12 protein-coding genes are annotated in these 12330 nt (G+C 42.9%); 6 read left to right on the top strand and 6 right to left on the bottom strand.

Annotation, left to right across the window (positions count from 1 at the left end; all coding sequences use genetic code 11):
- Positions 1–175: 175 nt before the first annotated feature.
- Together grxC and hflX are read right to left on the bottom strand one after the other, a co-directional pair.
- A complete protein-coding gene (gene grxC, locus PN447_RS15560) occupies positions 176–442 on the bottom strand; it encodes a glutaredoxin 3 (RefSeq protein ID WP_271763932.1) in 267 nt (88 codons plus the stop codon).
- A 130-nt stretch (positions 443–572) separates the two neighbouring features.
- Entirely contained in the window at positions 573–2354 is a 1782-nt protein-coding gene (gene hflX / locus PN447_RS15555; protein WP_271763931.1) for a GTPase HflX, read from the bottom strand.
- 564 nt (positions 2355–2918) lie between these two features.
- Here hflX and PN447_RS15550 point away from each other — a divergent pair.
- Positions 2919–3050, top strand: a complete 132-nt coding sequence (locus PN447_RS15550; RefSeq protein ID WP_271763930.1) for a hypothetical protein — start codon at positions 2919–2921, stop codon at positions 3048–3050.
- Positions 3051–3062: 12 nt separating this feature from the next.
- Here the strand turns inward: PN447_RS15550 and PN447_RS15545 are convergent, their stop codons facing one another.
- Both PN447_RS15545 and PN447_RS15540 read right to left on the bottom strand, forming a co-directional pair.
- Complete coding sequence (locus tag PN447_RS15545) at positions 3063–3449, bottom strand: thioredoxin family protein (RefSeq protein ID WP_271734117.1); 387 nt, start codon at positions 3447–3449, stop codon at positions 3063–3065.
- Positions 3450–3818: 369 nt separating this feature from the next.
- On the bottom strand, positions 3819–4532 hold the full coding sequence (locus tag PN447_RS15540) for an NnrU family protein (protein ID WP_271763929.1): 714 nt from the start codon (positions 4530–4532) through the stop codon (positions 3819–3821).
- A gap of 293 nt (positions 4533–4825) precedes the next feature.
- On the opposite strand from PN447_RS15540, the gene PN447_RS15535 reads away from it, so the two are divergent.
- The 3 genes from PN447_RS15535 (at position 4826) to PN447_RS15525 (ending at position 8789) form a co-directional block, all read left to right on the top strand.
- Positions 4826–5839 (top strand): LysR family transcriptional regulator, encoded by a 1014-nt coding sequence (locus PN447_RS15535; RefSeq protein ID WP_271763928.1) that lies wholly within the window; start codon positions 4826–4828, stop codon positions 5837–5839.
- A 147-nt stretch (positions 5840–5986) separates the two neighbouring features.
- A complete protein-coding gene (locus PN447_RS15530; RefSeq protein ID WP_271763927.1) occupies positions 5987–7348 on the top strand; it encodes a protein kinase domain-containing protein in 1362 nt (453 codons plus the stop codon).
- A 79-nt stretch (positions 7349–7427) separates the two neighbouring features.
- Complete coding sequence (locus PN447_RS15525) at positions 7428–8789, top strand: ABC transporter substrate-binding protein (RefSeq protein ID WP_271763926.1); 1362 nt, start codon at positions 7428–7430, stop codon at positions 8787–8789.
- Between the two features lie 333 nt (positions 8790–9122).
- On the opposite strand, the gene PN447_RS15520 is transcribed toward PN447_RS15525, so the two are convergent.
- Complete coding sequence (locus PN447_RS15520; protein WP_200989883.1) at positions 9123–9842, bottom strand: Crp/Fnr family transcriptional regulator; 720 nt, start codon at positions 9840–9842, stop codon at positions 9123–9125.
- 332 nt (positions 9843–10174) lie between these two features.
- Between PN447_RS15520 and PN447_RS15515 the strand changes: the two genes are divergently transcribed.
- Positions 10175–11005 carry a DALR anticodon-binding domain-containing protein gene (locus PN447_RS15515; RefSeq protein ID WP_271763925.1) on the top strand — a complete coding sequence of 277 codons (831 nt, stop codon included), beginning with the start codon at positions 10175–10177 and terminating at the stop codon, positions 11003–11005.
- Positions 11006–11191: 186 nt separating this feature from the next.
- Here PN447_RS15515 and PN447_RS15510 read toward each other — a convergent pair whose 3' ends face one another.
- Positions 11192–12067, bottom strand: coding sequence for a Cof-type HAD-IIB family hydrolase (locus PN447_RS15510; RefSeq protein WP_271763924.1), 876 nt, complete (start codon positions 12065–12067; stop codon positions 11192–11194).
- A gap of 130 nt (positions 12068–12197) precedes the next feature.
- Here PN447_RS15510 and PN447_RS15505 point away from each other — a divergent pair.
- The coding region (locus PN447_RS15505) for a MerR family DNA-binding transcriptional regulator (protein ID WP_271763933.1) at positions 12198–12330 on the top strand (133 nt) is incomplete at its 3' end.

Below are 12330 nucleotides of genomic sequence, written 5' to 3'. Positions count from 1 at the left end.
CGTAAGGAAGATGCTGTCACCCTTGCACCTAGGGGGTAGGATTCACACCTACATGAACACACAGTTATAAGAATCTGGTTTTCACCAGCCTTACCTTCCGTCCCTGAGCATTTCTACTCATTTAGGAAGAACGAATCGCACAATTGTCTATTCTTAATGGCAATATTGTCTCATTTTATACTTCGGAAGCTAATAATTCATCCAGCTTACCTTGACGTTCTAAAGCGTGAATATCATCACAACCACCAACATGGGAATCATTAATAAAAATTTGTGGTACTGAGCGTCTACCCTTAGCTCTTACCGACATTTGAGACCGTGCAGCTTCATCTCCATCAATGCAATATTCAGTAAAATCAACACCTTTTTTAGTCAACAAACTTTTAGCACGTATGCAAAATGGGCAGGTGCTCCAAGTGTAAATTTCAACGTTGGCAACCATAAAATCCTCAATTAAATTTAATACTTCTTAATTTTAATGCCTTTTTAATGCCTTTAATCCCCCCCCGCTTCTATCCGGGGGGTTCTTGCAGCCATCACGGCGACTAGACACAGATTTTACCCTAATCAAGTCACCGAGTGTCAACAACATATTGAACCAGTTGGGTCAGACGTTGACGCAGGGTTTCTAAACCTAATCGCTGACTGGCGGAAATAAACACAGCCAAGGGAAACTCCTCCCGAGCTAAAGCTAATGTGGCGCTATCTGCTTGGTCAATTTTGTTAAAAACAACCAGTGCTGGACCCGGAGTAACTGGCATTTGTGCCAAAATTTCCCTAACTGAGCGAATATGGCTCAACCAAGCAGGATGAGATAAATCTACCAAATGCAGTAGAGCATCGGCTTCTGTGACTTCCTCTAAGGTGGCACGAAAGGCATCCATTAAAGAAGCAGGGAGTTCGTGTATAAAACCTACTGTATCTGTGAGTAGAATCTCTTGAGTTCCACCACGGTCACCATCGGAAATTACTAAGCGGCGAGTGGTGGGGTCAAGAGTAGCAAACAACTGGTCAGCGGTGTAAACTTCCGCGTTGGTGAGAGCATTGAGCAAAGTGGATTTACCTGCGTTGGTATAGCCCACTAAAGCCACAGAGGGAACTTCCTGATTTTGCCGTCTTAGGCGTAACCGGGAGCGATGGGCTTGTAACTGGTTGACTTCTTGTTGCAGTCGAGAAATCCGTTTTTGAATAGCGCGGCGTTCTGTTTCCAGTTTAGTTTCACCGGGTCCACGGGTGCCAATCCCACCACCTAACCGCGACATAGCCAGACCTCTACCACTGAGTCTAGGCATCATATATCCTAACTGTGCCAGTTCGACTTGTAGTTTACCAGCACGGGACTGGGCGCGTTGGGCAAAGATATCTAAAATTACCTCTGTGCGGTCAACTACACGGACACCAATTTTCCTTTCCAAGTTACGCACTTGGGCGGGTGAAAGGTCACGGTCAAAAACAATGAGATTAGCTCCCAGGGTTTGGGCGGTAAGGGCGATTTCTTCTACTTTTCCCTCACCCACTACTGTTTGTGGATGAATCCGCGATCGCTTTTGTTGTAGTGTCTGTAATACTTCTCCCCCTGCTGTATCTACTAACCTGGCTAATTCCATTATGGTATATTGGAATCTTTGACTACTTTCACTATCAGTAATAATACCAACTATAACGACGCGATCATGGTCAGCAGCTACTTCCGTGGCCACAAATTCCCGTTGGAATTCGGCTTCCACACTGTCCACTAAGTCGATAAAATCCTGCTCTGACAGCATATCTAAACTCATAGGTGGGGATACGCTAGAGTAAAGTCCCGAGTCGGGAGCCACTAAATTTACCTTTGTCCCCGGCTGAGTTGAGACTAGCTGTTTAGTATTGGATACTAAATGAGCTAAATAACTTTCCTTGACGTACCCAGTGGAGCCGCCTCCGCGCTTTGTAAATCCTGTCCCGGTGATATTTAGCACCACAAGCGCATCTAAGCGTTGCAGTGCCATAGCCGTCAAAGCCGACTCATTCGGGGGTTCTGCCTTGAGATTTGTGGCGATACAACGAATACCGCTCAGACGCTCTGCACCGTACCGGGGTAATTCTAACGGTGGGATTTGCGTTTGACGGGGTGTACCTACCCCTACACGCATCACTTGTCCCCGACGGTTCAGGTAAGCACATACAGGCTGATTGATTTCTGTGCTGATAGCAGCCAGACGCTGGGAAAATTCAGGCGTAGTAATGCGATCGCCTGGTATGCGCTGGTGGTACAGTCGCTGTAGTTGTTTCAGCTGACTGGATTTTAGACCTTGAAGATTTCCAAAAATAGTTTCTATAGGCGTTCCTGACCAGTAAATGGCCCCCCAAATCATTACTTATGTCTATTTTACAACAGTGTTTTGTCTATCAACTCCTTCTGATCAAGCTGACAAACAGTAAATATTCTCATCTAAAACATGATATATTGTAATATTGTTTTCTTCAACTTTAGGAACACTTACGGAGTTAGCAGATAATTAGCCTGGCAGAAACTACGTAAATGCAGACAATCCACAGATTTTTGACATTCGACGTACCCTAAAGGGTATATTTGCCGTAAAAGTCCCAATTAACGATGGAATATCCTTGTTTCTCAAATTATTCGACAATCATAGAGTCTTTGGATGACTGATCTATTTATCCTCTACCTTGTCTATCTAAAAATTTGTTGAATTTAGCTAATTACCATTTTTCTTAATTTTAGGATTTTGATCCACAGATGAAAGATTCATCTGTACCCATTGTGGTCATGTTGATGAGCGGCAAGAAACATTAAGGTGAAAGCAGTTAACCAGTATGGGTTAATTTAAAAAAAAATTCGTAAAGTACCGCAAGACTTCTCGGAACCCTAGCAGCTATTACTGTTTCAAACGCCCAACCCTGAATCAACAGGGTTTGTGAGCAGACAACACCACGCTCTTGAGAGCAAACGTGGTGCGCCTGGGAACTTGGAAACTCAGTTGGATCTGTTTTTCCAAGATAACAACAATGGCACTAGAGTACCTGGTGGTGAATATCCCGCCTTCTAGCCGGGTAGAGCGTCAAGCAGAGCGACATTCCATGTCTGCTGTGGTCACAGCATGGTATGTTCTAGAACGGTTATTATAAGTGAGTTTAATTTCTTCTAAAGCCAGACGTAAATCCTCTTTACTACTAAAACCTTCTAGACGATGCCGAATTATGCCATTTTCCACTAACAGCAAAGTTGGCAGTGTCCTGAGTCTATAAGTATTAGCCAGTTTAAAATTATTATCAGCGTTAACCCCCACTAACTTGATTTGCTCACCACATTGAGCATTAAATTGCAACAACAGAGGGTGAATCAGGCGACACAAGCTGCACCACGGTGCTTCAAAATTCACTAAAACAGGAATGGGAGATTGTAAAACTTCTTGTGTAAATGTCCGCTCACTAACCGACAACACCATGACGCCTCTAAAATTATAAGGTTTTGATATTAAACTAGCTATCAGGAGCAAGAATTGCCAACGCAGTTATTTCCTCAAGCAGCTTTAGGAAAAACATACAATGTAACCACCAGCCAGGGCAGAGATACTGTCGCTGTTTTCACTTATCCACTGCCCATCTTTCCTGTTCCCAGGAAATTGGACTGCTGTGTTATTACTTCCCTAGTACAAGCATTTAACTTGTCAAAGACCTAGAGAAAATATCAAACTGACGAAGCGATCCCCCTGCTGAAAGCTATTAAAATTCATACTACATTGATTTGGCAGCGGTTGATCGGCGGAAATTGCCATTGACTGGTATTTTATTTTGATAGTGGGGATCGTCTTTAACTACCATTCTATCCTACTAGTTGCTACCAGTAACAGGGGGTGAGCCCAAGAGAGCAGACCTATAAAAATTGCTACTCCTAAGTAGGCAGGGCGGATAAACTCCTGCCATTTGATAGATTGACGACCATCAATAATTGCTCGGAAAGGAATAATTGATGTCCGTTGTTTGACCATTTCAAAGGCTTCACCATAGCGTCCCGCCAGCCGGCGATCGCCATGCCAAACACCAAACAAGTGATGCAAGATTAAGCCCAGGGAAGTAACCAAGGTAAAGCTAGTTCCTAGCCAGAGGGTATGGGCTAAACACCAGATAATTTGCCCCACCATCTGGGGATGGCGGGTAATACGAATAATTCCTGTCTCGTAAAGGTGAACTTGGGGCTTTTGAATGGCGGCGATTTCTAGTAAATTGAAGGTAGCAGGATACAAAAAGAAAAAGGAAATCGCTGATAATACCCAAACTCCTAGCCTCACTCCCGGTACTGCCTGTACTAGCCACAGTTGCAAACCATCATACCGATGATTGAAAAAGTAAATAATTAAGATTACAGCTAAGGGTAAACTAACTAATGCAAAACAAATGCGATAAAGCCTCGGTCCGATGTGTTTTTCTGCCCAAGGACGCAGAGCTGCTCCCCCACTGTGAGCGATCGCGAAAGCTAATTGTAATCCCAACATGACAAAATGACTGGGAGTAAGCCAAGAATTTAGCATTGTATACATAGGTGAAGTAATTTAACAAAAATTTAACTCAGTACAACCAATACCACAAAATTTTCCAAAGGAGACTTTCCTCATGGTGTTGTGGTACTGTCTTTTTGGAGTCAAGCCTTCTTGAAGATGCAACAAAACAAGGGAGGGTGACAAGCTGGAAAAATTGATTCACTAGTCAATTGTCACCAATTATTTATTTCTGCTACAGATCCCGCCCCTAGTGGGCAGAAAAACTACGTAGCAGTTTGCTTTGTTCTCCAAGCCGCTCCTTTTAAAATTGTGGGTTGAGCCTTATGTCTGACCTTCCTTTCACTTTAGATCAGTTACGTATCCTGAAAGCGATCGCCGCAGAAGGGAGCTTTAAGCGTGCTGCTGATAGTCTTTACGTCTCCCAACCTGCGGTGAGTTTACAAGTCCAAAATTTAGAACGACAGCTGGATGTGCCTTTATTTGACCGTGGAGGTCGTCGCGCACAATTAACCGAAGCTGGACATCTACTATTGAGTTATGGTGAGAAAATCCTAAGTTTGTGTCAAGAAACTTGCCGCGCTGTGGAAGATTTACAAAACCTCCAAGGCGGTACTTTAATTGTTGGCGCTTCTCAAACCACCGGAACTTATCTTTTACCAAAAATGATCGGTATGTTCCGCCAAAAATATCCAGATGTGTCAGTGCAACTACATGTCCACTCTACCCGGCGCACGGCTTGGAGTGTCGCTAATGGACAAATTGATCTGGCGATAATTGGTGGTGAAGTTCCGGCTGAGTTAGCAGAATCTTTGGTAATTATGCCCTACGCTGAGGATGAACTAGCCCTGATTTTACCGATATTTCATCCCTTTGCTAAACTGGAAAAAATTCAGAAAGAAGACCTATATAAACTACAATTCATTGCTCTAGACTCCCAATCAACTATTCGCAAGGTGATTGATCAGGTACTAGTAAGGTGTGATATTGATACCAGACGCTTTAAGTTTGAAATGGAACTAAATTCCATAGAAGCCATCAAAAATGCCGTGCAGTCAGGCCTGGGTGCTGCCTTTGTCTCCACCTCAGCCATCGCCAAAGAATTACAAATGGGTGTATTACGATCTACCTCCATTGAAGGTGTCGTCGTCAAGCGAACACTCTGGATGATTTTTAATCCTAATCGCTATCGTTCCAAGGCTGCAGAAGCCTTTAGTCAAGAAATTTTACCTCAGTTTGCTACTCCAGAATGGAATAAAGAGATGTTGAAAATATCACAACCAAAGTTAGGGGTGAATACACTGGATGGAGTTAATACTAACTTTTCTGAACCAGTCTAAAATCTAGTTATTAGTCTTTTGTCATCAGTATTTTTCAGTTGGGGATGTAATTTCCTCAATTTATTGGTGGGGAAATTATAATTTATGGTTGAGAGCAAGTAAATCGATTTATTGACGGCATGACAATGATAAATTACAAAAAGTAAAATGAAAGTTTATTGTACTCGTCCGACTTGCCCTCGCCCACAAAACTATTTTGCGGATTTGGACGATATTAGCACCCTGAAAACAACGCAACAAAAATATTGTACTACCTGCGGTATGCCCTTACTCCTAGATGGTCGATATGTGCCAGTTAAGTTACTGGGAAGAGGGGGATTTGGTACAGCATTTTTAGCAAGAGATCGCCGCATACCAGGAATGCGTCAATGCGTAGTCAAGCAGTTCCAACCCGCGGGAAGTTTATCACCTACTCAATTGCAACAAGCACAAAAGTTATTTGAGAGAGAAGCAGAAGTTCTAGCCCAAATAGGTAGTGAACACAAGCAAATACCTGATTTATTTGCTTTTTTACCAGTAATAGTTAATAGTTGGCAAGGAGGACACCAAGAGCAGTTTTTTTACTTGGTACAAGAATACATTGATGGACAAAATTTAGAAGAAGAATTGGATCAGAAGGGTAAATTTTCTGAACCAGAAGTTTTAGAAATACTGCAAGACATTCTCAAGGTTTTACAGTTCGTACATGATAAAAGTATCATTCACAGAGATATTAAACCCTCTAATATCATGCGTCGTCGTGATGGTAAACTCTTTCTCCTGGATTTTGGGGCTGTCAAGCAGGTAACAAATACTCCGGGAGGCTCTAATGCTTCCACTGGTATTTATTCCATGGGATTTGCACCACCTGAGCAAATGGCCGGTAACCAGGTCTTCCCGTCTACAGACTTATACGCTTTGGCTGTCACTATCCTGAACTTGCTGACAGGTAAAGAAGCAAATCAACTGTTTGATACCTATACTAATCAGTGGCAATGGCGCTCTTTAGTTAGGGTGAGTCCTCGCCTGGCTGATATTTTAGATAAAATGCTCTTACCTGCTGCTAATCAACGCTTTCAGTCGGCCAATGAAGTAATTATAGCTCTTTCTCAACCATCAATTACCCCAATTGTTACACCCAAATCTCAACCTGGGAAAACAAAACCTCAGCACAGTTTTTCTACGTGGGAATTATTGGGTGGAGCAGCTTTTAGCGGGTTTGAGGGTGCATTAATAGCGATCGCTCTGAATAGTTTCTTGGGCAGTGCTATAATCACTGGGGTGATTTGTGCTTTGCTTTTAGGTATAATAATATTCGCCCAAACTAGACGGTGGATTGAAAAGTTTGATTTATTATTGATTCCGGTAATTACCTTAGCAGTGATTCTTTTTGTTCCCTTTTTACAAGGGGGGATTACCATTTCACAAATAATCTTGCTAGCGGTTGCTGGTGGTTTAGTAGCTATTGCAGTTACATCTATATATCGCATTATTTATCAAATATTATCTTTAATATTTAACAAAAATTAAAATTTGACCTACACATCTAGTTTCTTTCAACATTACTCACCGCGACGCATAAATTTATCAATCAACCCCAATTGTTATTATGTCCCAGAAAAATGAAACTACCCTACTTGTTTTTTCCCTGCTGATCACATTGGGCTTATTAGGTGGTATTTTGTGGTTTTTTGACATAATTAGATTTCCCCAAAATCAATCCGGTGCAGAGCGGATTAGTTTTGGAGAAACAATTTTGAATACTGGTGAAGTGACTCCTGACAAAAAAGCGGGAGTACAAGCAATAAGTGAGAGAAATTATACCCAAGCGATCGCAAGTTTAGAAACATCCTTAAAACTCAAGCGTAATGACCCCCAGGCACTGATCTATTTAAATAATGCCCGCATTGGTGCTGCTAAAAGCTATAGTATTGTCGCCTCAGTACCTGTAGGTAATAATCCCAATGCTTCCCTAGAGATTCTACGCGGTATCGCCCAAGCCCAAAAGGAGGTGAATACCTCCGGGGGTATTAAAGGCGTACCTTTAAAGGTAGGGATAGCCAATGATGATAACAATCCTGAGATTGCTCAACAAATTGCTGCTAGCCTAGTCAAAAATCCCGAGGTCTTGGGGGTAGTTGGTCCCTATAGCAGTGACACTACCTTAGCCGCAGGTACTATTTATGATGCTGGGAAACTGGTAGCTATTACTCCTATTAGCACTTCGGTGAAAATTTCTAACTTTAGCCCCTATGTTTTTCGCACAGTACCTAGTGATTTTATCGCAGCTAGGAGCTTGGGTAATTATATGGTCAAAAACTTGCAGAAAAGACAAGCGGCGGTTTTCTTTAATTCCCGGAGTAATTACAGCCAGTCTTTAAAGTCGGAGTTTGTATCATCTGTGTTGTTGGAGGGTGGACGAGTATTAGGTGAGTTTGACGTGTCGCAGGGAAATTTTAGTGCTGCTAAAAGCCTACAACAGGCTACTGCGGAAGGTGCAGAAGTGTTGATGTTAGCAACTGACACTGAAAGTTTAGATAAAGCACTGCAAGTGGTTCAACTTAACCAGAAACGGTTAAATGTACTGGGAGGAGATGATGTTTATAGTATTAAAACATTAGAAGTGGTGGGAGAGGCAGCCTTGGGGATGGTGGTAGGAGTTCCCTGGCATATTTTAGGCGATCGCCAGTCAGATTTTGCCCAAAAGTCGAGGGATTTGTGGGGTGCTGATGTTAGTTGGCGAACTGCCATGGCTTATGATGCCACTGTAGCCCTGACTGCCGCATTAGAAAGAAATCCTACACGTTCGGGGGTACAACAAGCACTGACCGCGTCTGATTTTTCTCCTACTGGGGCTTCTGGTGCGATTCGATTTTTACCTTCAGGTGATCGCTCTGCGCCTGTGCAACTAGTAAAAGTAGTTACCGGTAAACGTTCCCGGACTGGCTATGACTTTGAACCGGTACGGTGAACCATCAGAGAAGATGGGGAAAACGTTTTCCACGGCAGAAATTCTTCCCCAGGCGAGTTGAGTGGTCTTAATGTGGTTTGTACAGCCACGACCACCCAAGCCCAGTCTGAATTAACTGAACATCCCAGGTAATATAGAATACATTTCTGCTATTGACCCTTGCTATTGGGAAGCAAGGGCAATAGATTGCTCATTACCAAGAACATTGATTTTCACATTACCCAATTGATCACAATCTGTTTGTGGTTGTCAAACAGATTGCTCAAACCCAGGAAGTAGATATTGCCGACTCTAACTTGCTGTGGCTTTTGTTCATCAGCTGTGAAATGCGTTTCAGTTGGCTCGATTAATCGACTCTGCTGGTAAGCAAATGAGATTATCTCCCTGGGTGAGGATTAAGCCGCGTTGACGCAACTTACCCATCAAGCGAGTCACAGTTACACGAGTGGAACCGATGGCGCTACCAATTTGGGCATGGGTGAGGGGGAAGGGCAGACAATAGCCACGAATCACATCGGGGTCAGTCTCACTCATAGCCGGTTCTCCGTATTCCTCAATCAATAGTGTCAGGAATCCTAAGAGTCGGTCAATGGTGCGGCGTTGTCCCAAGGCACTCAGCCACAGTAATTTACGTTGGTGCTGATACCTAAAGGCATCCATGACTTCACGGCGGAAGTGAGGCCAGTTGTCTAAATCGTGCCAGTACATCCACAGCACAGCTGTTTGGTCAACATGGGCGTATGCTTGGAGGGTGAATGGTGACTGAGCCACAATTTCAAACGGTTGTCCCGCGCCGATAAAACCCAAGAAGGCTTCTTCTGGAGTTCTATTAATGCGTCGAGAAGTGAGCTGACTGGCGGTGGCACTAACTTGTGCTGTTCCCACCATGCGAATTGCGCCCCTTTGCACTAAGTACAATAATCCAGGTCGGGCTGGAATACGTTCATCCTTGCTAAAGGTGCGGCAGCGGTAGTGTTCTTGAGCCCAGTCAAGAATCCGTTGCCAAGTTAAAAAAGGCCGTGATGCCTCAGAAAAAGAAGATGGAGATTGCATAGGTAACAAAGAGCGTTTGGCTGAATACAAAGACGTAATAAAAAGGTGCAAGGAGTGTCTTTGTGTCGGCAGAGTAGGCTTAACGCCTAACAGCGTCAGCCATACAAAGAGCAGAAAAGCAGTTAGTTTGCACTCTACTCTTTTGTTATACTTCCTACTGTACAATGATTGTAGTAAAGTTTACTGACAGTTCATCGAAAATTCATCAAATTTTATGCTACTCTCATTTTTTTGCATCAAGTTCAGATTTATATCTTAAGGTAGATGACGAAAATATACAAATATGTTATGGATACCCTGTGAGTACAAGTGTATATAGTTCAAATTTACTAGTGAGCCAAGAAATAGCAATTAAGGGGTTAATATATCGTTACATATTATATGTACTCAGTTTTTGTAATTTTAGTGGTGAATTTGTCCCTATAGCAAGTAGAAAGTTTCCTCTCTATAAGGGTACAGATGATAGTCGAGTTTTATATATTTCAGGTTTGGCGCTCCAGTTGGCAAAATCTGATCATCAAAAAACGATGGACATCGCCAATGGAATTGTCTCTCGCTTATCAGCAATGGGTGATGGTGTTTTTCAGGTGGAAGTGGTTCCCCCTGGTTGGATTCATTTAGAGTTAACTCATGCATTTTTAGCTGCTTGGTTGCAAAACCTTGTAGTTAAGACTGTGGGTCAAGATGGGGAGAGGGAAAAAGCCAAAATTACCATGTTAAATCCCTCTAGCTTGTTTATGATTCAATATGCTCATGCACGTTGCTGCTCATTGGTGCGGCTAGCTCACCATGAAGGATTGATTAAACTCAAGGAAGCACATCAGCCCAACCTTACTAGTTTGGTATCGGTAGAGAACATACCTTGGCTCAACGATGAGCAAAAACTCCGCTTCACTCACCCAGCAGAGGGTCGTCTGATTACTGAGTTAGTAGAGGCTGTAGATAACTTAGAGTGTAATAGTACAGTGAACTGGGAAAAAGTTGCCTTGGATTTAAGTCGAGCTTTTGAGGCTTTCTGGTGCAGGTGTCGGATTTTGGGGGAGGTGAAAATTACTTCACTAGAATTAGCCCAAGCCAGGGTGGGGCTGATTATGGCTACTCAGTCTGTGTTGAGGTGTTTACTTGTAGACAAACTGGCAGTTTTTGCTCCTCTGGAGTTATGATTATTTGGGATGAAAATATTCTTTACCAAATCTTTATAATTACTGGGAAAAATCGCAAGTTTTCTGGAAACTATTGACTGATGTAGTCGCCTCGGTTATATTTACAGATGTGTGAGGAGCGAACCAGTAAAGGCACCGAGACGAAACACGGCCAGTCGTCGGTGTCTTTTCTGATGTTAAGCAGTTTTAAGAGAGTAAAAATTTCTCGATCGCACTTACTACCCCATCTTCCTCTACAGTAGGGGCTACCCATTGCGCGACAGCTTTTACACCTGCTGGGGCGTTACCCATAGCTACACCGATACCAGCATATTGCAGCATTTCCAAATCATTAAAGTTATCACCAATAGTCATGACGTTGTTGCTTTGTAAGCCTAGTAATTCTTCTGCTAGGTAACGCACAGCAGTTCCCTTATTAACTAAGGGGTTAGTTGCTTCAAAGAAGGTAGCAATCGAAGTTGTGAGGTAAAGTTCAGCAGGTGTGTATTGACGGCGTAAATCACCTAGTAGCTGATTAATTACCTCTGTGTCGTCGCATAGGGCTAGTATTTTGGTGGGTTCATTGCTCAGAACTCGGCGTAGGTCGCCCACAGGAATTGGCGCAATACCAGAACGTTTTGCATAGGTTTGAGTTTCTTGGCTCAAGTCTCGCACGTACAGCTGGTCATTAATATAGAAATGGACAGATAAATGCGATCGCAGTTGTGGTTGTTCAAAATAATCTAGTAGTTGGTGTGCGATTTCTCTGGAAACAGACCAATGGCGATGAATTTTCTGACTAGCTGGATCCTGAATCCAAGCGCCTTGATAAGCCATCAATGGTAGAAGACAGTTAATTTCTTGGTGGAAGCGTAAAGCTGAACAATACATCCGACCAGTGGCGATGGCTACGTGAATTCCTTTGGCTTGTACCGCTGCGATCGCTTGCTTTACGGGTACACTTAAGGTGTTAGACTCTCCAGAAATCGTACCATCTATATCTAAAACCAGTAACTTAATGTCTTGTGTAGCCAGAGCCTGATTACCAGCGGATGTTAAATCAGAGGTAGGTGCTTTGTGCATAAATTCCCCATTCAGGTTAAAACTCCCAGTATGAGGTTAGCAGGCTCTAGCAGTTCATGGGGAGGTTAGCCAATAACTAGTTATTTACTAACAATAGATTATATACGCTCATAAATGCTCAGATAGTGGTATGGCTTATGTACCACTACGAGAAGCAGTTAAACAACTGGGATTGCACCCAAACACTTTAAGGAAGTACGCAGACAATGGCAAGATTGAAAGCATCAAAAACGAAGCAGGACAAAGACTTTTTCACGTTGAAT

It is taken from the genome of Anabaena sp. CS-542/02 (assembly GCF_028331085.1).
Classification (GTDB): Bacteria; Cyanobacteriota; Cyanobacteriia; order Cyanobacteriales; family Nostocaceae; genus Anabaenopsis; species Anabaenopsis arnoldii.
The sequence above is the reverse complement of the archived record's forward strand: the minus strand, read 5'-3'. Positions and strand labels throughout refer to the sequence as shown.